We start from the raw sequence: 20,870 nt of genomic DNA on the forward strand, positions 1-20,870 counted from the left end.
TATTTATGGCTCGTACACCCAGAATCACCAATCAGCAAATCTTAGAAGCGGCTCGTCAAGTTTTCCTACAACAAGGATTTGGTGCTTCAACCTTAGAAATTGCTCAACAGGCTGGTATTTCTGAAGCTTCTGTTTTCAAGCGATTCTCAACGAAAGAAGAATTATTTTTGGCAGCGATGGGAATTCCAGAAAAACCCCTCTGGGTGAGCGAGTTGGAATCTCTTTGTGGCAAAGGAAATCTCAAAGAAAATCTCATCAAGGTCTGTCTCCAGATTATGGAATTCTATCGTGAGGTGCTGCCTCTGATCATGATGTTGCGATCGCGAGGTAATGCGCTCCCAGAACTTGGAGGTAAAGAACCAAGACCCATAGGAGATGTCAAAGTACTGACTGCTTTCCTAGAGCGTGAGATCAACCAAGATCGGCTTCGCCCTTCTGATCCCCAGACAGTGGCTCATATTTTACTAGGATCGCTGATGAACTACGTTTTTTTAGAGCAGATATCGTCTCAAGTCAGTGTATCAACTACCGAATTACCATTAAATTCTGGAGATTGTGCTACAGAAGTATCATCATTTGTCCAGAGTCTTGTGGATATTGTCTGGCAAGGAATTGCACCAAGGCAGGATTAATAGGGACACAACTCTTGGAGAGGCTGCGCCAACGACTTCGCTCAGGACAGACTCGGCACAAGTCGCTCAGTACAAGTTCGCTCAACTCTCGACCACTCAGTTGGTTTCGACTTCGCTCAACCAACTGCTATGGTAATTTTATTACTAGAATTCACTTAAAACCCTGATAAAACGGGATTTTCGATCTGAGTATGTTTTCACAAATCAAATCAGAGTTTTATAAGAGTTAGAGATTAGGATCTTAATTTTCCAATACCCAATACCCACTCTCCATTCCCTATTAAAAAAAATTGGTGACTTTGGTCATACATCAGTCTGGAATTACTAGTGACTTTGGTCATACATCGGTTTGGACGTTTTGATCAATAATTATTATGTATGAATTTATACGATGAGGTAAATATTAAACACCTTGATGTCAAAACAAAAACAACTCTCGAAAGTCTTTTCAAAAGATAGTTATAACTACAAGTTTGAGTAAGTTTAGCTAAGAGAAATGAAGGAGTTAATTCCATGTTGAAAGCAAACCGTATATCAATAGTCTTAGCTGCTGCTCTGATCGTTGTTCCTACTCTCTTGACTGCCCCTGCAAGTGCCCAGACGAAAGTCTACGTTGTTGGTGAGAACAATCAAGATTGGGATCGCGACGGCAGACGCAACTATAGAGAAGGCAGAAACCCTGGAGACAGGGGTAATTGGAACCGTGACGGCAGATCCTATCCTGTAGAAGTCAGAAACCCTAGAGATCGGGATAATTGGAACCGCGATGGCAGAGCCTATCCTGTAGAAGTCAGAAACCGTAGAGATCAGGGTAATTGGAACCGTGACAACCAATTCAATAGCAGAGTAGTCAGACTTGGTAATGGTGACATCAGATATCCCAATGGGCAAATTATTCCTGCTAGATCCATAGTCAGACTACGTAATCAAGGTTACTTCAGGCTTCCCAATGGGGATATTCTTCTTCCCAATCAAGAAATTGTTCCTGCTGGGAGATTAGTTAGAGTGCGTGATGATTACTTCAGACTTCCTAGTGGATTGGTACTGCAAATAAACCTTTAAAACACTAAAAACTCAAAATCATTGTTGGTATAGGGCTACCAGGCTATATTAGCCGTGAATAACTAGCTCGGTAGCCGTTCTTTTTAAACTAAGTTATATGAAAATTGATACACAAAAAACCGTAGATTCATCAGTTTTAGTTCCAGAGGTAAAGAAAAAAAAGGGGAGACGTAATTGGCTGTCTTGGCTAATTGCTCTTTGCCTTTTGGGTGGAATTGGCTACGCCGTTTATTACCAAGTAACGGTAGCTCCGCGTCAAGAAGCCAAACGTCGGGTGCTGACAAAGCCTGTAGAAAGGCAGAGTTTAACAATCACAGTTTCAGCGAACGGAACGGTGAAACCTGAGCGGTCAATCAACCTCAGCCCGAAAAATTCCGGCATCTTGAAAACACTGCTGGCGAAGGAAGGCGATCTCGTCAAACAAGGACAGATTGTCGCTTACATGGATGATTCCAACCTGCGGGGGCAACTCACCTCTGCTCAAGGACAATTGGCACAAACCGAGGCGAATCTGCAAAAGGCGATCGCAGGTAATCGCCCTCAAGATATTGCTCAAGCACAGGGAGCATTAGACGAAGCCGAGGCGAATTTGCAAAAGGTACAAGCCGGCAATCGCTCTCAAGATATTGCTCAAGCACAGGCACGCTTGCAAAGCGCTCAAGCCGCCCTTCGCCAAGCAGAAGATGATTTTGTTCGTAATCAGCAACTTTACAATGCAGGCGGTATTTCCCTTCAGACTCTTAATCAAAACCGTTCTAATCGCGATAGCGCCCAAGCTAATGTAAATGAAGCACAGCAAGCACTGGCTCTGCAAAAAGCTGGGTCACGTCCAGAAGATATTGAGCAAGCACGATCTGTCGTGAAGCAGAGACAGCAAGCTCTGGCACTTGTAAAAGCCGGAACGCGCCAAGAAGATATTGACGCAGCCCGCGCCCAGGTAACATCTGCTCGTGGCTCACTGCAAAATATCCAAGCCGAAATCAATGACACGATCATTCGCGCACCTTTTGATGGTGTGGTGACAAAGAAGTATGCCGATCCAGGCGCTTTCGTGACACCTACAACTGCCAGTAGTGAAGTAGCTTCTTCTTCTTCTTCTTCAATCTTGTCTCTAGCTTCAACAAATGAAGTTGTCGCAAATTTAGCGGAAACAAATATTTCCAAAATCCGCCTTGGTCAAAAAGTCTCAATTAAGGCAGATGCCTACCCAGGAAAAACCTTTGAAGGTAAAGTGAGCCAAATTGCTGCCCAAGCAATAGTAGAGCAAAACGTCACCAGTTTTGAAGTGAGAGTCTCACTTTCAGACCCTCAAAGGCTACTGCGATCTGGGATGAATGCGGAAATAGATTTTCAAGTCGGTCAAGTTGAAAATGTTCTAGTAGTGCCAACGGCTTCGGTGGTGCGCCAAGAAAATGCCACAGGTGTGTTTGTGGCAGGAAATAATAACAGACCTGTGTTTACTCCCATTGAGACCGGCGTCACCGCGAATAACTTTACCGAAGTTAAGTCTGGATTGACAGGAGACGAAAGGGTATTGCTCAGTTTCCCACCAGGGTCACGTCCGCAATCAACACCAAGAGGAGGAGTTTTTCCTGGTCTAGGAGGAGGCGGAGCAGGAGGAGGAAGAGGAGCAGGCACAGGAGGAAGTCGTTCAGGCGGTGGTTCTTCCGGCGGTTCCCCTTAAAGTTAGTTTTAAATAAAACCTTATGTTTAAGATGTTTAAGGGCTTTTACAAAGCTAAGAATACCCGCACAGTACCGTTGTTGGAAATCTTGACAATGGCGGCAGAGACTTTGTGGAGTAACAAATTACGCACAGGTCTAACTATGTTGGGTGTGATTATTGGGATTTCCTCAGTCATTGCCATTACTTCTGTCGGTCAGGGAGTGCAAAAGGGGGTTGAGCAACAGATACAAGCATTGGGTACAGATGTAATCCAAATTTTGGCGGGTGCGGCAAGAAGCGGGAATGTCCGTCAAGGAGTAGGTTCTAGCAGCACCTTGACCTGGGAAGATGCAAAGGCGATCGCTACACAAGCGCCATCAGCACAGATGGTTTCTGCTTATCTCCAACGAACTGCCCAAGTTGTATATGCAGGACAGAACACCTCAACAACCATTTATGGCACAGATTTAAATTACCCAGAAGTTAGAAATACCCATCCCCAACAAGGGAGGTATTTTACTCAAGAAGAACTGGATATTGTCGCACAGGTAGCTATTCTTGGCCCCACAGTTCAAAAAACCCTCTTTGGACAGGGTGTAAATCCGATCGGCGAGAGAATTCGTATTCAGGGGGAGGCTTACGAAGTGATTGGGGTGATGGAACCTAAAGGTTCTCAGGGGCCGATGGATCGAGATGACCAGGTTTTCATTCCTCTCACTAGTATGTCGAAGAGACTAGTTGGGAACAATGCCCTAGTAGGCGTTTCTGTAAATGGAATTTTAGTTAAAGGCGCTAATCAAGAGCAGTTAGAAGCTGCTCAGTTTCAAGTCACCAATCTCTTACGGCTGCGTCACAACATTTATCCGCCGCAAGCTGATGATTTTCGACTAACTAATCAAGCTGATATTGTTAGTACCTTCACTAGTGTTGTGGGTTTATTTACAGTAATGGTAGTAGCAATCGCTGGAATTTCTCTGGTGGTTGGTGGAATTGGTATTGCCAACATTATGCTAGTTTCCGTTGTCGAGCGGACGCGGGAAATCGGGATTCGCAAAGCCGTAGGAGCTACCAACTCTGCAATCCTGAATCAATTTTTAGCCGAAGCGATCGTGATTTCCATTGCTGGTGGAGGTATTGGTATGGCGACTGGCATCTTAATAGCATTTGTATCTGCAAACATTTTTAAATTTCCATTTGTAATTTCTTTCTTATCGATCATTGCTGGCTTTGGACTCTCGTTAACCGTTGGCTTAATCGCTGGAGTAATTCCAGCACGGAACGCTGCCAAATTAGATCCAATCACCGCTTTACGTAGTGACTAAATAATTCGTAATTTGTAATTCGTAATTTATATGCCAACAATGATTTGGATGGAATCCATTACTAAAACTTACCACTTAGGAGAAGTTAGCGTTCCAATACTCAAGGGAATTGAACTTTCCATTGAGGAAGGGGAATATGTCTCGATTATGGGTGCGTCAGGTTCGGGTAAATCCACGCTCATGAATATTTTGGGATGTCTGGATCGTCCCACAACTGGTGACTATATTTTTGAAGGCAGAAACCTGACGACTTTTGATGATGATGAATTAGCCTATATCCGCAACCAAAGAATAGGTTTTGTGTTCCAACAATTTAACCTATTGGCGCGGGCAACAGCCTTAGAAAACGTCATGTTGCCAATGGTTTATGCCAATTTACCCAAGCCAAAACGCCGTCAAAGGGCATTAGAAGCTTTGGAAAAAGTAGGACTAGGGGGACGCATAGCTAACCGTCCTAGTCAACTTTCTGGCGGACAACAACAACGGGTAGCGATCGCTCGTGCTTTGGTCAACCGACCTGCATTAGTTTTGGCAGATGAGCCAACAGGAGCTTTAGATACTGAAACTTCTCATGAGGTGATGAGTTTGCTGACTGAACTTAATGACCAAGGAATCACGATTGTGATTGTTACTCATGAACCAGATATCGCAGCTCAAACCAAAAGGATTATTCGAGTTCAGGATGGTTTGATTGTAGGCTAATTTGTTAATATCAACCTTTAGAGGGGGAATTTAAGCTTTAAATCTCTGTAGGTTAATCAAAATGAAAACTTTTGATTGTATCCTCAAAAAAACCTAATTAATGACTACATCTAGATTATGAATTTCAGCTTATTATTCGTGCATTGTACCTGGGTTGCCGTAGCGTTGGTGGTAGCCTTGCCGTCAGGCATCGCTATTCTTTTTCCAAATGCAGCAAGTGCAGCAACTCCCCCAAAACCGCAGAATCCCTCAAGCCCTGTAAAGGTTCCCGATTACCTCAACCCCAGTGCCAATCCTCTGCAATTTCCTACCAAACCGGAGGAAGTAAAGATTCAGGGAACTGTGCCAATCAGTTTGGCACAAGTTTTGGAACTAGCACAACGCAACAATCGAGATTTACAGGTAGCCATATTACAGCTAGAACGCAGCCGCTCGGCGCTACGCGAGTCTCAAGCTGCCTTGTTTCCTACTTTGGGAATCAACAGTAGTGTGACTAATAGTGGTAATGGTTTTACTAGCAATTCATCTCAAGCCAGCACCTCTTTTAATGGTTCAGCACAACTGAATTACGACCTCTATACCTCCGGTAATCGACAAGCGACAATCCAAGCTGCCCAAGAACAACTACGTGTGGATGAATTGAATGTTGAAAATCAGTCTTTGACAATTAGGTTGAATGCCACGACTCAATACTACGATTTGCAACAAGCAGATGAACAAGTAAGAATTAATCGAGCTGCTGTGGAGAATGCCCAAGCTAGTTTGCGGGATACTCAAGCCAGAGAACAGGCTGGAGTGGGTACGCGGTTTGATGTGTTGCAAGCTCAGGTGAATTTAGCAAATGCCCAACAACAACTGACTAATGCGATCTCGCAGCAGCAAATTGCCCGTCGTCAGCTTGCCACTTCGTTAAGTTTGTCGCAGTCAGTTGATATCAGTGCCGCAGATCCAGTCCAATTAGCGGGTCTTTGGCCGCAGACGGTAGAACAAAGTATTGTCCAAGCGTTTCAAAATCGTCCAGAACTGCAACAGCAATTAGCACAACGTAACATTAGTGAACAACAGCGACGACAAGCACTTTCACAGTTAGGGCCGCAAATTAGTTTGGTAGGCAACTACAACCTGCTAGATCGGTATGATGATGGCGTCAGCATTACTGATGGCTATTCAGTGGGACTCCAAGGAAATCTCACTTTGTTTGATGGGGGAGCAGCAAGAGCAAGGGCGGCTCAGTCGAGAGCTAATATTGCGATCGCAGAGTCTCAATTTGGTAGCCAACGCGACCTGATTCGCTTTGATGTAGAACAGTACTATTCTCAATTGCAATCCAATTTAAATAATGTGCAGACTTCCAGTGTGGCTTTAAATCAAGCCAGGGAAGCTCTGAATTTAGCAAGGCTGAGGTTTCAAGCTGGTGTGGGCACTCAAACAGAGGTGATTTCTGCTGAAAATGACCTGACAAGAGCAGAAGGTAATCGAGTTACAGCTATTCTGGATTACAACCGCGCTCTAGCTAATTTGCAAAGATCAGTCACTTCCAGGGCTTCGCGCTAAGAGACTTCTAACTAAAAAAATATCCTATCGCTGTGTAGGCAGGGGGGCAGGCTTGCCGTGAGCGTAGCCGAACGGGAGCAGGGGGAAGGGGGAGAAAGAAAAATATTATCTGAGTAAATTGGATACTTTATTTTCTGGAAGTCCCTAAGGTGAAATTATTAAAGAAAAGTTTGCTTAGATCCTGAGATTGGTAATCTATGTGAGTATACTTAGATTCAAGCAAACTAAATGTATCTAAGCTGAGAACAACTATGGTGTAGTAATTACCGCTACTGGGCAATGAGCCTTACTCAGAATTGCATCCACTCTGTGACCGAAGAAAACGCGACCCGTAACCATTCGGATACTACTCCCTAGAATAATTAGGTCAGCTTCCTTGGTTTGGGCAAACTTGAGGATTTCCCTTTCTGGGCTGGTTCCTTGAAGAATATAGGTTTTAACATCAGCACCCAGATTGCGGCCAATTTCTGCTTGCTGTTCGAGTAAATCGCGGGCAATTTCCCTGACTGGAGCTAGCGATCGCTGTTCGTAAAGAATATACTCAACCTGTGGCAAATTAATCACGTTAACGATCATCACTAATGCGCCTGTTTGAGCAGCGATCGTACTTGCCATTTCTACAGCATTTTTGCTATATTCTGTCCCCACTGTTGGCACCAAAATCTTGTTCAGCTGTTGTTGAGCGATTTTGCAAATCTCACCTTTGGGTTGGGGTAAGTGCGACTTCACCACCATTGTTGCACAAGGCGCTTCTTGGACAACCCGATCAACAAGCAAATTGAACAATGCTTTCTGGGGGCTTATCTGTTCAGAAGCTCCCAGTACGATCAAGTCATAGTTTTTGTTCGCTTCATTCAGAATTACCTCCGCTTTATTCCGCCCAGACTCCGTTTTTGTTTGCAGGGTGGTATCAGCAGGTAGCTGCATTTCCTCAGCAACAGAAGCCAGAGCTTGCTCGGCAGCGGTATCTTTAACCTGGGTTGCCGCCATCCGGCGTGCTCTGCTTTGAGGTTGCTTATCACTCAGAGCATATAAAGATGTAACTTCTATCGAGTTTTGGTGAGCCATGTAACCGACTAGTTGCGCCGCCAGTTGGATGTTGGGGCCACCACTAGTGGGTATTAAGACCCGGTGAATCTGCTTGATAAAGCTGCGGCTATCCTGTTCTTCTTGTTCCAAACGTCGAGCTTCCTCTTCACCCATAACTACTTTTGATAAAGTCCAGCGCAGCAGGGGTGGAGCCATTAAGGAAGTGACGATCGCCACCATGACAATAATCGAGTACATCTGGGGATTCAGCACTCCCAAAGATAAACCAATGGTGGCAACGACAATTTCCATCGCCCCGCGAGCATTCATCCCAGAACCCATCGCTAAACCTTCCCAATGACTCAAACCGCCCACACGAGAACCAAGGTAAGCACCTGTAAATTTGCCAACACAGGCGACAGCGAGCACAATCAAGCCAAATATCAACGTCTGGGGGACTAACAGAGCTAGTAAATTAACTTTCAAGCCAGCTGAAGCAAAGAAAATTGGCGCTAGAAAGGCTGCTGTGAAGACTTCTAGCATGTGTCCAGCTTCATTGCTAAAGCGGCGGGATTGACCTGCCAAAATCCCCAGCACAAAAGCACCTAATGCTGCTTCTAGACCTAATGCGTGGGTAAGTGCTGCTGCCGAGAGCGAAAGAATTAGCACAACCGACATACTAGCGGCGATTCCACCAACGTAGTCATCAACCCAGCGCAAAATCTGGTCTACAATGGTACGCCCAATTGTAAAGGCGATCGCTAGAAACAATACCGCTGCACTCACGGAATGGAAAATTGTCCCAAAGTCAAATTTGCCGCTACTAGCTAAACCTGAAACCACAGAAAGTAAAATCCAGCCGATGGTGTCGTCAGTCATGCCAGCGGCTAAGGTAACTTGACCAATGTCACGGCGAATCAGATTTAAGTCCATCAGCACCTTAGCAATCACTGGGACTGCCGAAATACTCATTGCTGTGGCGATGAATAGACTGAATACTAGTCGCTTTTCTGGGTCGGCTAAAAAACTATCTGGCAATAGCCACCCCAATCCAAATCCGGTGATAAACGGGATAATAATCCCGCCCAGTGAAATCAGCAGAGCCGTTTTACCCTTACGAAGAATCAGCTTGAGATCCGTCTCCAACCCAGTCACAATCAGCAAAAATAACACGCCTAACCAGGAAATCACCGAAAGTAGATTAGACTGTTCTTGACTTTTGGGAAAGATGTGCGCCTGTAAGTCTGGAAGGATCAAACCAAATAGAGAAGGGCCAAGCAGCACACCCGCCAGTAATTCTCCAACAACAGGTGGTAGATTAATCCGGCGCATCAACTCACCTAATCCCCGCGCTACCAGAAGCAATAGTGACAGTTGCACCAGCACCAACAGCAGCTCATGATGACCGAGAGGTTTAATTAAACCGTCACCTGCTGCTTTCTGTGCAGCGAGTACAGGCACTAATATTAGGGACAGGTTTTGCATATAAGCGTCCAAAGGTTGGATTACAAATTTTTAAAGGGGCTGTTCAAGTAAATCCTGAAAATGTTTACTTGCACATCGGTCTAGGAGATTAAACTGTCATTGTCATTATTAATCGTAAGATGATCATGTGCGATCGCCCTAAGTTGTCAGGTCAGAAACAAAGCTCATCAACTTATTTTCGAGCGCGAACAAAAAATTTTGTAGTGTCTTCCCAAATACCTTGATCGGTTGCTAGTTTCTCAATTTCTGCTTTGTACTCAACTTGTAACTGATTTAATTGTTCTGGTGATAATTTTGACAACAGGGGATTACCTTTAAAATTTATATTGATTGCTATCTCAGATAATCTGTTATCCCTAAGAGGGCGATAACGTCCTGATGGTTCAATCTTAATTTCGATATCTCTAAAACCTGCCTGATTGAGCAAATTCCGACATTTTTCTGGAGTCCCAAGTGGTTCAAGGATATGTGGTAGCAAAACTCCCAAAACTCTAGCGCAGATCCTCTGCTGGAGAGATGCCATAAAAGCCGTTTCGGGAGGACAAGTGAATGCCACAAATCCTCCGGGTTTCAACAAGTTATACCACTTTTGCAAAATAGCAAGGATATCAGGAAAAAGTACAATTGCCTCACAGCAAAAGACAACATCAAAACTACTCTCATTAAAGTTGAAATATTCTGCATTTGCCTCAATTAACTCAATATTTTTTAATTTTGCTGCTGCAATCTTAAGTCTTGCTTGATGCAACATTCCAGGGGTCATGTCAATCCCAATAACGGAGCCATCTGAACCAACTTTTTCAGCTGCGGGTATCGCAACTAAACCTGTTCCAGTCGCCACATCAAGAATTTTCTGTCCCGAATGTAGTGGAACAAATTCAAGTAGAAGCTTGGCTTCTAGTGGATGGCGAGTACCTTTCTCATGGTCATAAGTCGTTCTACTACCATAAAATTCTTTTAGTTGCTGCTTATAACTATCCCAATCAGTCATAACCAAATGTCAAATTTTCTCCACTTTATAGTAACTCTTGTTGCGATCTTGAGTTGTTCGCTGCTGAACCCAACCCTGACAGCACAAGCCGCGTCTTCATCCACCACTGTTTACGAACAACGCATAATCCACAGTCCAGATGGTATCGGCAAATATTACATGGGGCGCGAAATCGCCAAAGTTATGGGATACACTGGCGCTGGCTGGCTAGAACGTCCAAGTCGAGAGGGAGAGGAACAGCCAAGTAAGGTAGTCAACGCTCTCAATCTCAAACCTAACGATGTAGTAGCAGATATTGGTGCTGGTACAGGTTACTTGAGCTTTCGCATTGCACCATTATTAACAGCAGGTAAGGTGTTAGCTGTAGATGTTCAGCCAGAAATGTTAGAAATCATTGATTTGTTCAAAAAAGAGAAAAATATCACCAATGTTGAGCCTGTTTTGGCAACTCTTAGCGACCCTAACTTATCATCTGAAAGTATCAATTTGGCGTTGATGGTAGATGCTTATCATGAACTTGAGTATCCCCAAGAAGTGATGCAAGGAATTGTGAAAGCACTTAAACCAGGTGGTAAGGTGGTGCTGGTTGAGTACCGGGGTGAAAATCCTTTTATTATGATTAAAGGTCTACACAAGATGACTCAAAAGCAAGTGCGTAAAGAAATGCAAGCTGTTGGTTTGGTTTGGCGCGAAACCAAAAACTTGTTACCTCAACAGCATTTAATGGTGTTTGAGAAACCCCATCGGGCTTAGGCAGTATATCACAATAAAAATCTGTGCCAAGCTAAAGTAAGACTCCTTGCCAGAGCAGAAAATCATGGTCAACCTATCATTCAAGCAGCGAATTCCTCCTTTAGAGAATGGCGATCGCCTCACTCGCTACGAATTTGAGCGACGCTATCAAGCAATGCCTCGTCATCAAAAGGCAGAATTAATTGAAGGAGTTGTATACTTGGCATCCCCATTACGCTTTGAAAGTCATGCTGAACCACATGGTCATACAATCACTTGGTTGGGAGTTTATGAAGCATCAACCCCTGGTGTGAGATTGGGAATTGAGCCAACAGTCCGCTTAGATCGAGATAATGAACCGCAACCAGATGGAGTGCTATTAATCACACCAATAGCTCAAGGACAATCTCGTTTGAGTGGTGATGATTACATCGAAGGTGCGCCAGAACTGGTAATAGAGATAGCAGCTAGCAGCGTTGCTATTGATTTACATGACAAGAAAAAAGTCTATGGTCGTAATGGAGTAAAAGAATATATTGTTTGGCAAATATTTGAAAGCAAATTAGATTGGTTTAGCCTGCAACAAGGAGAATATATATCCTTAGAAGTGGACGCAGATGGAATTATCAAAAGTCAAGTATTTCCTGGTTTGTGGTTGTCAATGTCCGATTTAATTGTTGGCAATATGCAACAAGTATTGGCTGTATTACAGTTGGGATTAAATTCACCAGAACATCAAGTATTTGTGCAGCAGTTGTCTAGTTAGAATTCAGAAGTCAGAATGGGCTACGCCTTGCTGCGCTAACAGGAGTCCGAATAGTTAAAGAATCAGGAAAACATTTGATGACTATTTTGGCATCAGTCTATTTTTTGGGGAATGAGACTGGCGCTTTTGGTGACACTATCCCAAACAATCCAGTTAAGAGAATTATCTAAATCATCGGGGCTGTTTGCAACTTTGAAATATAGCTTTTCTTCACGTTTTCTTTCAATGGCAAAGTCGGCATTTTGAGCATAAGCGACTATAAAACCTTTGTCTCGCAGACAATACATTGCCCAGGCTTTCAATGATTGCTTGTATGGTTCGTGTGGAATTGGCGGTTTTGTGATAGTATCTTCAATTACTTTAAAGATTTGCGTGAGATTTGCAGCCATAGTAGATACTTTTGTTATTACCCCTAAGTTAACTAGCTTCTGGATCGCAACGAATTTCAATCATAAAGCCATCTGGATCGTAAAAATACACTCCTCTACCAGTAGGACGAGTGACTGGGCCATGTGCGATCGCTATTTCATTTTCTCTGATCACTGTCACCGCACGATCGAATAACTGCGGATCGATGTCAAAGGCGAGATGGTACGCTCTGGTGAAGGTCTTTGCTGGGTCTGGATTTGGTGGTGATAATTCTGGTTCCCCAAATAAATCAAGAATTGTACCATCCGGGGTGATGAAGTTGGCTACTTTCCCAGATGCGACAAGTTCCACCAGAGTTGCGGGTACTTCGTCGCCTGTAAGTTCATGCAAACCCAGGATTGTGCCATAAAAGTAGCGGGAAGCTTGCATATCCTGGACGTTGAGGGCAATGTGATGCACTTTACGCAGATTGCCCGGAGCAAGGACACTGTTCACGGATTGGGTGCTAGATTGCATAATAAAACAAAATTTCCCTACAGAGATAGAAGCTCGACTTCTTTCTTAAAGTTTATTATTCATAATAAACACCTAGCATGGCTTTTGATTATTCTTTAGACTTTAAAAATATTGATTTTCGCCAACATCCTGAACTCTATCGTGTTGGAAAGGGTGAGCAGGGTGTACTTTTAGTTGAACCATACAAATCAGAAATTCTCCCTTACTGGCGGTTCAAAACTCCTGATATTGCTAGAGAGTCGAGTGAAAAAATTTACGAGCTTTTTCTTGATTATTTAGAGAAAGATGATTTTGTCGGCGCAGATATAGCACGGAAGTTTATCCAAATGGGCTATACTCGCTCTCGCCGTTATGCTAATCATAAAAGCGGCAGGAAGTATAAACAAAATTTGGAAGATTCAGGTTCCAAAAAAGAGATTCTTCCCTATGAAGTAGACCCAGTTAAAGCGGAATCGGCAGCAATATTTAAAGCCAAGTGGGTAGAAGCAAAGACAAATGACAAATATCTCCAGCTTTTAGCCAAACATAAGCAGATGTATGAGCTAGAGTAAAACACTATTAACTTTCAATTAAGCGGCTTTCGGAGAGTGTATTACGTGAATGAACTTCTGAGCTTCGTTGATGAACCTCTGAGCTTCGTGCATGAACCTCTGAGCTTCGTGAATGAACCTCTGAGCTTCGTCGATGAACCTCTGAGCTTCGTCGATGAAGCTTTTAGCTTCGTGAATGAATCTTGAGGACTAATTGCAGAATGTTGTTACTCACATTGTGGCTAATTAATTTAAGAGTAACGCGATCGCATTTCCCCACTCAGCAATCCAATAATAATCATAGTTGCCTAAGCGATCGCATCTGGCAGTGTGATAGTAACCACATCACCTGCTTGAATCGTTGCTAAAGCTTCTTGAACTTTAGGCATCAGAGGTTTCAGGACTTCTAAACGATTGCTGGGAGATGCGAGAACGATTATAGCTAAGTTGATATTATTCAAATTTTGTTGAGCTGTTAAGTTTTGATCAATGGTGATGAATACATCAAACTCTGTCTTCGCTAGTCCCAGTAACTCACCATTCTTTTTACTTGCCCATCCTTGCTCTGGTACAGTCACAACCTCATGACCTGTGATTTCTCGCTTTAATTTCTTAGGCAGGCATTCATCAAGCAGCACTTTCATAAGAAGATAATACTTTTTTCAGGGCTAGCTTGAGAAACGCTGTTGCCTGTGCTCGGCTCACAGTGGGAAAATCTTCTAGAAAGTCATCAAGGCGATCACCTGCTTCGAGATAATCAATCAATGTTTGTACTGGTACACGAGTTCCATAGAAAACGGGTGTACCAGAAAGGATGTCGGGAGAACTCTGTATTAGTTGAGATTCCATATTGCATCTGGCAGTGTGATATTAAGGGCTTGCATAAGCTGGTTATATTGTCAGCAACTAATTTAAGATTAGCGCGATCGCATTTCCCCTTATCCCTCCACCTCAAATTGACTACGGTCAAACAACCACCCATCGCCGACAATCTCTTCTAGACGTTGATTGAGTCGCGGGAGAAAATATTCTGGATCATTTAGCCCTTGCTGGTGAAACCAAGCAGTATTAGCTTCTTGTCTGTCAATTCCTTGGGCTTCTGCCAATGCTATTATCATCCTGCCACCAAGAATCTGGAGTTCCTTAAACAGGGGATGATCTTCGTTTAGCTGACTGCACAAAAACAAAGTAGTTGTTGTTAGCAAGGCTTGAAGTTCGTTTCCTTGAGGTAAAGCCTGATAGAGATGAGCGAATATGGTCATTGTATTTGGTAAGGGTACTTGAATATTGAGACAGAGCCAAGTTGCTTGAGCAAAGTAAATTAAACCTTTGCTTTCATCTGCTTCACCTAAATTAGTTATTACTGTAACCAAATGCCTATAAGCTCGAATCTTTACAAATAGCTGGAGTGCTTGTAGATTTAAATTTAACTGTCTGTCTTTATCTCCTGTCTTGCCTGCAATATAAGCAAGATTTGTCAGAATTTCGGCTTGAGATCTAACGTCACCAGTACTCTGACTTAATTTTAAAGATTTGTGCCACAAAGACACCGCTCGTTCAATGTCTCCTAAATCAGCGATTGCTTTTGCTATGTTGTTCAGTGTGGTAGATATGTTACTGAAATCACCAACAGATTCTAATAGCTCTAAATTTTGCTGGTATAAGAAAAGCGCTCGTTCAATATCTCCTTTTTCAGCTATTACTCCTGCCATGTTGTGGAGAGTTATAGCTTTTCCTCGGACATCATTAATGCGCTCACTTATTTCCAAAGACTGCTGGTACAAGAAAAGCGCTCGTTCAATATCTCCTTGTTGGGCTATTACCCATGCCAAATTGCTCAGGGTTCCAGCTTTTTCCGTGACATCATCATCAGGGCAAAGGTTTAAGGCTTGCTGATAATGAACAACAGCATTTTCAACGAAGCCTAAAAAGTATTCAGCACGAGCGATGGTTCCAAAGATACGGTAGTCCTGAAAAACTGCCAAAACTTGCTGGCATAGCTGTACAGCTTCCAAAAAGCGAGACTTGTTTACCCAATCAGTAGCAACGATATCGCTAACTTTGGCAGCAACCTCCTGTTCTCCAGCTATTAGTCCTAAACGCAAAACCTCTAATGCTTGTTCGTCCGTACATGACTGATTAGACTCTTCCCACCAAACTTGATAGATTTTCTTTACCGCTTGCTGTCGCGTTCCTTGCCACTCGGCATCACTCAATACTGGTTTCAGCAACGATTCTAAAATTGTCGTCACCCGATAATTAGCTGGCTGGGTGGGGTGAGTGGTGGCAGACTCAACTAAGCTGAGGCTGACGAGCTTTTGCAAAAAAGAGGCAGAGGGACAAATGGCATTGATGATTTCAACAGTAACAGGCAGATGAAACACACTCAACTGTGCGAGAAACTTTTGTTCTTCCGGTTCCAAAGCATCCAGCAGAGTTTGTGCCAAGATATTTTCGCGGAATTTCTGCTCAGTCGCCTCCAGCCGATTCAATAATTCATCCGCCGCTATTCCTGGTTGCTGAATCACTTCTAACAGCCACTTCAGCAAGCGGGGATTACCATCGGCAATGTGAATAATTCGCTGAGTTCTTAACTGCTGCCTAACTTCTTTATCTAAAGGAAAGCAGATTTTATCAATATCACTACTGCTCATCTGTTCCAGGCGTTCCAAATGCAGGCGATGAGGTGGCAAAGTATCTGACTTCAAATAGCGACAGGTGACAATCAGCCGACTTTCTGCCCCGTTTTCCTCCAATGCCGCACAAATCGCCCCTAAAATTTCGTAAGCCTCTGCCGTCATCCGCAATGAGCCATCTTCAATGTTAGCTGTGGGGATATTTTGCTCAAAGTCATCCAGCACCAGCAGCAAGGGTTGGTTGTGAATGTTTTCTATTGCTTCAAAAAAGTTTTGCAACCGTCCTTTCAGAGACACCTTTGGTTCGTTCAAAAGTGCAGGCACATCTGCAAACCGCTCATAGTTATTAGAAAGCTTATTCAGCAAACCTTTCTCATCCAAAGGGCCAATCACCACGACTCGCGCAAAATTAGAACGCTGCATTTGCACCCGCGTACATAACCGCGCCGCCAAGCTACTTTTACCCAGTCCACCCATCCCCGCAATAAACACGCCGATTTGGTCGCTGGTTTCCTGCAAAGCTTTGAGACACCGTTGCAAATGTCGTCTGCGTCCCACAAACTCAAACCGACTGGCAACTTTAACTTGATTATTCTCATCCAAAAATTCTTGCTCTGACGGTGTAAACTTCAGCTTTTCACGATTTCTTGTTCTCAGAGGTGTTACCAGTTCTGCAATGGGGCGCGTATCCCGATACATCCGCAACAGATGCCAGTCGGTGCATTCTTTGTCAATCATCTCCTGCTGCGCTGCTTTAACTGCTTCTTCAACAGTTGCCCCCGTCGCCAAAGCTTGATAAAGTGCCTGTGCCGCTACAATACCCGTGTCGTCATACACTGGACGCGCCCAGCCTAAAACTATACCTGCCCCCGCCTTCACCAACGCTTGCGCCATTGAGGGTACTGTCCCTTTGTTAGCAACCTGTCCCGTATGACAACCAGAGAGAAAAGTTACACGCGGCCAGCGTCCCCGAAAGGCTTTAGCTAAATCATTGACGGTAGTAAGTTGCATATTCCCTACCTCATCTTCAGTGATAAAGCAGGGGGTATTGTCTGCAAGCGTTGCACCCTTTGGCAGCAAATAGTAGTAGCCTTCTTGTGTATAAATTATCCCGTGTCCCGTGAGATGAAAGACATCAAAATAGTCTTCTGGATAGGATTTCACCAAGTTAGCTAACTCTACAACCGAGCCGCTTTCCTCGACAATCAAATCTATGGTCTGATTCTGATCTTTGATTGCTTGCAAAATGTTTGCTTCTTCCCGCTCAAACCCTAGTGGTGGAACTCTGGGATCTTCAGGAGAAGTCGCCATGAACAGCAACCGCAACGGGCGATTTTGCACGCCAATCACTTGGGTTTGACGCTGCTGAACAGAACGCACTGGTAAAACAGAAAGATTCTGGCGTTCGATTAAAAACCCTGCGCCATCATGTAGCAATTCCCAAGGCAAATGTGCCAATCCCAACGCCACCCGTTCTGTTTCCGGGTTTAACCCCTGTGCTTCGCTGGTTTTAATCAAATCTAGATTAATCGTTTGCTCATCCGCCTCATCCAGCGCCTTTCTCAGCCATCCTTCTTTACCATCCAGCCATTGATAAAGTTGCCGTCCCAACTGGGTGAGATAGGGTAAATGATCTCTTTGTTGAGCATAGTAATTTTGCTCACACAAATCAATGAGTGCTGCCAACTCCGTTTTATCCAGGCGACGTGAGCCATAATCACAGCGCAGTTCAAAAGTTTGCTGTTGACTGAGGGAGAAGGCAAAGTTTAGCGGCATGGTTTGCAAGGGTAGATTGCACAATAACCTTCACCGTATTATCAGTAAATTCAATCGTCAACAAAGCCAATGCCCTAATGGTTATCGCCGATATTCGTCGCCGCAATCGCCGATAAGCTGGTACAAATCGCGTGATTGGCGAGATACTGCATTGATGCGATCGCGATCGTCTTCATCTAAACTAAAACTAAATACTTTGGCGTTATCTTCTATATGTTCAGATACACCAAGTCTGGCACCAACTATCACACCTCCCACAGTTGGCTGATCTAAAATGTAACGCACAGCAACATTGGAGATGCTTACGCCATGCTTATTAGCAATTTCCTTCAGGATAGCCAGCAACTCTTGAAATAATCGCCAACCACCCCAAGCATCGATCATATTTTTATATTTTTTCAAACTAGCAGTGGAAAGATCAAATCCTCGCGGTTCTGGTTTCCCCAAATAGTTTTCTGATAACAAACCGCCGCACAGTGTACCGTAAGTAAAAAGCTTTATGTCATGCTGCTGACAAAACTGCACCATATTAACTTCGGGACGGCGATCAACCAGGGAAAATTGCACTTGATTAGAAATGATTTTGATACCTGCTTCGGTAATAATCTTCAAATTTTCCGTGTCAAAATTAGTTAAACCTAGATGCCTAATTTTACCCTCAGTCTGAAGTTCTGCCATATATTTGAGGGCATCCAGGTAATTTTTATCCTGATATTCCCACCAGTGGAATTGCATCAAATCTAACGATTCCACATTCATCCTTCTCAGAGAAATATCAATATTTTCCTCAACCAGTTTTTTCGTCATTTTGCCTGGACGAGGCACCCATTTTGTAAAAGCTTGTACCTGAGACAAAGCATCTTTCCCACGAGTATCAATTAGTTGACAGCGAAACTCACCAATAAAGTCTTCAGCGGGGCCATAATGGTCTGCTAAATCCCAAGTGGTAAAGCCTGCATCTAAATATTTGAACATAGTCTCAATGGCTGCATTGGGATTAATTCGTCCGTGTGCGCCGGAAACTTGCCACATACCATTTAGTATCCGGCAAATGTTCAAATCAGGAGTAAATTGGAGACGGCTAGCTGCGGGTAAGTTCATTTTCAAGTTTAGAAGTTAGGAGGAACCACTGTGTTGCTCTGCTCAAGAGAGTTATAGCAAGTAGCGTTGAAAAGGGAGGAATTAGGATTTGAATAATATATAAATCATAGCTGATCATTATTAATTCCCAACTTCTAACTCCTGTACAGACGCGATTAATCGCGTCTCTCCTAACTTTCTAACGCCAGCCTTTTTCAGCTTGTTCGAGAACGTAAGTAGCAACGTCTTGAATTTGCTGTTCAGTGAGGCGCTCTTTGTAGGCTGACATATTATTTTTACCATTGGTAATTATAGATGTAACTGCCTCTATTGAATCCATACCATACTTTTTCAACGCTTGCTTTTTGAGATTTTTACCTCGCCTGATTATGTTGCTGCCGTTGATATGACAACCAGCACAATGAACACTAAATATTTGTTCACCGTTAACTGTGTCTGCTGCACTAGCAGGTAAAGTAAAAGTGCTGATTAATAACAAAAACGTTACTAATACTAATGTAAGTAGTTTTTTCAATTAACTTCTCCCGATTTTGACATACTGGTTGCAGGCATAAGTGTCAGAACCAATACTAGAGGGATTCAAAGTCTGTTGTAAATCCAGCAAAATTTGCACAATCTTCTTGAAAAGCTTCTGCATCACTAACATCCTCAATTTTATAAGACATGATGCGCGTCCCATCTGGCATTTTTTTGGAACCAATTAATTCACCTTGATATTTCTCTGCGATCGCTTTAAATTCAGTACCATACTGCTTCCAGGCATCACCTGAACAAGTAATATTTACTTGCCACATATTTTTATCTCAATTACTACCAACAAATATTAATCATCTCACAAATGGGCAACATACTACACATCACCTCCTTAGAGTTATTATTTTCTATCTAAAGGAAGTGCCAAGCCTTATAAGGCTACGCCATAATGTGGGTGTAGGAACATCTCTAGAAAATTTTATCCAAATTAGTTAAACCCCAAGAGTTGAAAATGCCTAACAATATCAAACAACAAATTCAAGCAGACCTGCAACAAGCTAAAGAAACCGGACAATTAAGAACTGAGCGGATTCGAGAAATTGTGAAATCCGCAGTTTCTCAAGTAGCTTCTGAGTTTAAACAAGGTTCGAGTGAAGTTCGTAGCTTAGTTAGAGATGCAGTTTCTGCTGTAATTGAAAATTTCCAAGAAAAAGGTAGCGAACTCAAAGATGAAGTAACAGCTTCCATTGAAGGAGCGCTAGAAGGGATTAATAGCAAAAGACACGAAAGTATTGCTCAAACTCAAACAGATATAAAGAGGCTACAGGCTCAATTGGATGGTGAAGAAGAACAACTCCAGCAAGAGGTTGATGTAATTTTGGCAGAAATTGAAGAGACGGGTAAGGAAAAACCAGCTAGTACCAAAACTGCAATTGATTCTGCTGTCAATGCTATTAAAGATAGTGAAGAAGTAGGATTGTTAAAGAAACGTTACGCACAACTGCAAGCGCAGCTAGCCATTGTCCGAGCTAATATGGCTGCACGCTATGGCGGACGTAATATGGAAGTTCAAGATTATCTAGACGAGGCTAAACACTGGTACGATAAAGCTCGTCCTCAAGCAGAATCTATGGCTGTGCAGGTAGAACAAAAGCGATCGCAGCTAGAAGATAAACTGGGAGAAGCTGGTACATCTTTAGCAAGAAAAGAGCACCAAATCAAACAAACCTTAAGAGAGTTACTCCTAACAGCGGCTGACTTGTTCAAAGATAAGGAACCTGCTGATAAAGAACGGGAGACTATTCATAAATAGACTAGACTCCTTTTTGACAGAATCCTGATACATATAGATTTTTGTAGGGGTGCGGGTATTGCCAGCGCCCCTACAAAGGTATTTATATGATTATTAAAGGCTCAGTTCCCGTAGTGGCGTGGCAAGGCTAAGTTGTTGCAAAAAATTTGTAGGTTGGGTTGAGGAACGAAACCCAACACTCCTATTAATGTTGGGTTTCGCGTTGCTCAACCCAAC

The 20,870-nt window shown here is 43.3% G+C and carries 21 protein-coding genes; 11 read left to right on the top strand and 10 right to left on the bottom strand.

The window, feature by feature from the left end:
* The first annotated feature begins 5 nt into the window (after positions 1 to 5).
* The 6 genes from RM347_RS09195 (at position 6) to RM347_RS09220 (ending at position 6,937) form a co-directional block, all read left to right on the top strand.
* On the top strand, positions 6 to 632 hold the full coding sequence (locus RM347_RS09195; protein ID WP_322719820.1) for a TetR/AcrR family transcriptional regulator: 627 nt from the start codon (positions 6 to 8) through the stop codon (positions 630 to 632).
* Between the two features lie 513 nt (positions 633 to 1,145).
* Positions 1,146 to 1,694: a hypothetical protein gene (locus tag RM347_RS09200; protein WP_322719819.1), complete on the top strand. Its 549-nt coding sequence runs from the start codon at positions 1,146 to 1,148 to the stop codon at positions 1,692 to 1,694.
* A 97-nt stretch (positions 1,695 to 1,791) separates the two neighbouring features.
* Positions 1,792 to 3,378, top strand: a complete 1,587-nt coding sequence (locus RM347_RS09205) for an efflux RND transporter periplasmic adaptor subunit (protein ID WP_322719818.1) — start codon at positions 1,792 to 1,794, stop codon at positions 3,376 to 3,378.
* A gap of 31 nt (positions 3,379 to 3,409) precedes the next feature.
* On the top strand, positions 3,410 to 4,681 hold the full coding sequence (locus RM347_RS09210) for an ABC transporter permease (RefSeq protein ID WP_322720061.1): 1,272 nt from the start codon (positions 3,410 to 3,412) through the stop codon (positions 4,679 to 4,681).
* A gap of 30 nt (positions 4,682 to 4,711) precedes the next feature.
* Complete coding sequence (locus RM347_RS09215; protein ID WP_322719817.1) at positions 4,712 to 5,383, top strand: ABC transporter ATP-binding protein; 672 nt, start codon at positions 4,712 to 4,714, stop codon at positions 5,381 to 5,383.
* Positions 5,384 to 5,500: 117 nt separating this feature from the next.
* Positions 5,501 to 6,937 carry a TolC family protein gene (locus RM347_RS09220; protein ID WP_322719816.1) on the top strand — a complete coding sequence of 479 codons (1,437 nt, stop codon included), beginning with the start codon at positions 5,501 to 5,503 and terminating at the stop codon, positions 6,935 to 6,937.
* Positions 6,938 to 7,186: 249 nt separating this feature from the next.
* Here the strand turns inward: RM347_RS09220 and RM347_RS09225 are convergent, their stop codons facing one another.
* Both RM347_RS09225 and RM347_RS09230 read right to left on the bottom strand, forming a co-directional pair.
* Complete coding sequence (locus RM347_RS09225) at positions 7,187 to 9,451, bottom strand: cation:proton antiporter (protein WP_322719815.1); 2,265 nt, start codon at positions 9,449 to 9,451, stop codon at positions 7,187 to 7,189.
* A 172-nt stretch (positions 9,452 to 9,623) separates the two neighbouring features.
* Positions 9,624 to 10,442: a class I SAM-dependent methyltransferase gene (locus RM347_RS09230; protein ID WP_322719814.1), complete on the bottom strand. Its 819-nt coding sequence runs from the start codon at positions 10,440 to 10,442 to the stop codon at positions 9,624 to 9,626.
* A 6-nt stretch (positions 10,443 to 10,448) separates the two neighbouring features.
* On the opposite strand from RM347_RS09230, the gene RM347_RS09235 reads away from it, so the two are divergent.
* Positions 10,449 to 11,195: a class I SAM-dependent methyltransferase gene (locus RM347_RS09235; protein WP_322719813.1), complete on the top strand. Its 747-nt coding sequence runs from the start codon at positions 10,449 to 10,451 to the stop codon at positions 11,193 to 11,195.
* 64 nt (positions 11,196 to 11,259) lie between these two features.
* Positions 11,260 to 11,940, top strand: a complete 681-nt coding sequence (locus RM347_RS09240) for a Uma2 family endonuclease (RefSeq protein ID WP_322719812.1) — start codon at positions 11,260 to 11,262, stop codon at positions 11,938 to 11,940.
* Between the two features lie 92 nt (positions 11,941 to 12,032).
* On the opposite strand, the gene RM347_RS09245 is transcribed toward RM347_RS09240, so the two are convergent.
* Positions 12,033 to 12,329 (bottom strand): hypothetical protein, encoded by a 297-nt coding sequence (locus RM347_RS09245; protein ID WP_322719811.1) that lies wholly within the window; start codon positions 12,327 to 12,329, stop codon positions 12,033 to 12,035.
* Positions 12,330 to 12,357: 28 nt separating this feature from the next.
* Positions 12,358 to 12,825, bottom strand: coding sequence for a VOC family protein (locus tag RM347_RS09250; RefSeq protein WP_322719810.1), 468 nt, complete (start codon positions 12,823 to 12,825; stop codon positions 12,358 to 12,360).
* Between the two features lie 77 nt (positions 12,826 to 12,902).
* On the opposite strand from RM347_RS09250, the gene RM347_RS09255 reads away from it, so the two are divergent.
* Both RM347_RS09255 and RM347_RS09260 read left to right on the top strand, forming a co-directional pair.
* Complete coding sequence (locus RM347_RS09255) at positions 12,903 to 13,376, top strand: DUF4385 domain-containing protein (protein ID WP_322719809.1); 474 nt, start codon at positions 12,903 to 12,905, stop codon at positions 13,374 to 13,376.
* Between the two features lie 45 nt (positions 13,377 to 13,421).
* Complete coding sequence (locus RM347_RS09260) at positions 13,422 to 13,562, top strand: hypothetical protein (RefSeq protein ID WP_322719808.1); 141 nt, start codon at positions 13,422 to 13,424, stop codon at positions 13,560 to 13,562.
* Between the two features lie 101 nt (positions 13,563 to 13,663).
* Here RM347_RS09260 and RM347_RS09265 read toward each other — a convergent pair whose 3' ends face one another.
* The 6 genes from RM347_RS09265 to RM347_RS09290 form a co-directional block, all read right to left on the bottom strand.
* Positions 13,664 to 13,999 (bottom strand): DUF5615 family PIN-like protein, encoded by a 336-nt coding sequence (locus RM347_RS09265; protein WP_322719807.1) that lies wholly within the window; start codon positions 13,997 to 13,999, stop codon positions 13,664 to 13,666.
* Positions 13,983 to 14,204 carry a DUF433 domain-containing protein gene (locus tag RM347_RS09270; protein WP_322719806.1) on the bottom strand — a complete coding sequence of 74 codons (222 nt, stop codon included), beginning with the start codon at positions 14,202 to 14,204 and terminating at the stop codon, positions 13,983 to 13,985. Before RM347_RS09270 ends, RM347_RS09265 begins: the two co-directional genes overlap by 17 nt.
* A gap of 89 nt (positions 14,205 to 14,293) precedes the next feature.
* Positions 14,294 to 17,767 (bottom strand): CHAT domain-containing protein, encoded by a 3,474-nt coding sequence (locus RM347_RS09275; protein WP_322719805.1) that lies wholly within the window; start codon positions 17,765 to 17,767, stop codon positions 14,294 to 14,296.
* 81 nt (positions 17,768 to 17,848) lie between these two features.
* Positions 17,849 to 18,868 carry an aldo/keto reductase gene (locus RM347_RS09280; RefSeq protein WP_322719804.1) on the bottom strand — a complete coding sequence of 340 codons (1,020 nt, stop codon included), beginning with the start codon at positions 18,866 to 18,868 and terminating at the stop codon, positions 17,849 to 17,851.
* A gap of 178 nt (positions 18,869 to 19,046) precedes the next feature.
* Positions 19,047 to 19,382 (bottom strand): cytochrome c6 PetJ, encoded by a 336-nt coding sequence (gene petJ, locus RM347_RS09285; RefSeq protein ID WP_322719803.1) that lies wholly within the window; start codon positions 19,380 to 19,382, stop codon positions 19,047 to 19,049.
* A 55-nt stretch (positions 19,383 to 19,437) separates the two neighbouring features.
* Positions 19,438 to 19,662 (bottom strand): hypothetical protein, encoded by a 225-nt coding sequence (locus RM347_RS09290; RefSeq protein ID WP_322719802.1) that lies wholly within the window; start codon positions 19,660 to 19,662, stop codon positions 19,438 to 19,440.
* Between the two features lie 191 nt (positions 19,663 to 19,853).
* Here RM347_RS09290 and RM347_RS09295 point away from each other — a divergent pair, with 191 nt between their 5' ends.
* A complete protein-coding gene (locus RM347_RS09295; protein ID WP_322719801.1) occupies positions 19,854 to 20,654 on the top strand; it encodes a histidine kinase in 801 nt (266 codons plus the stop codon).
* The last annotated feature ends 216 nt before the right edge of the window (positions 20,655 to 20,870 follow it).

This window comes from Nostoc sp. ChiQUE02 (assembly GCF_034531305.2).
In the GTDB taxonomy this organism is placed as follows: domain Bacteria; phylum Cyanobacteriota; class Cyanobacteriia; order Cyanobacteriales; family Nostocaceae; genus Nostoc.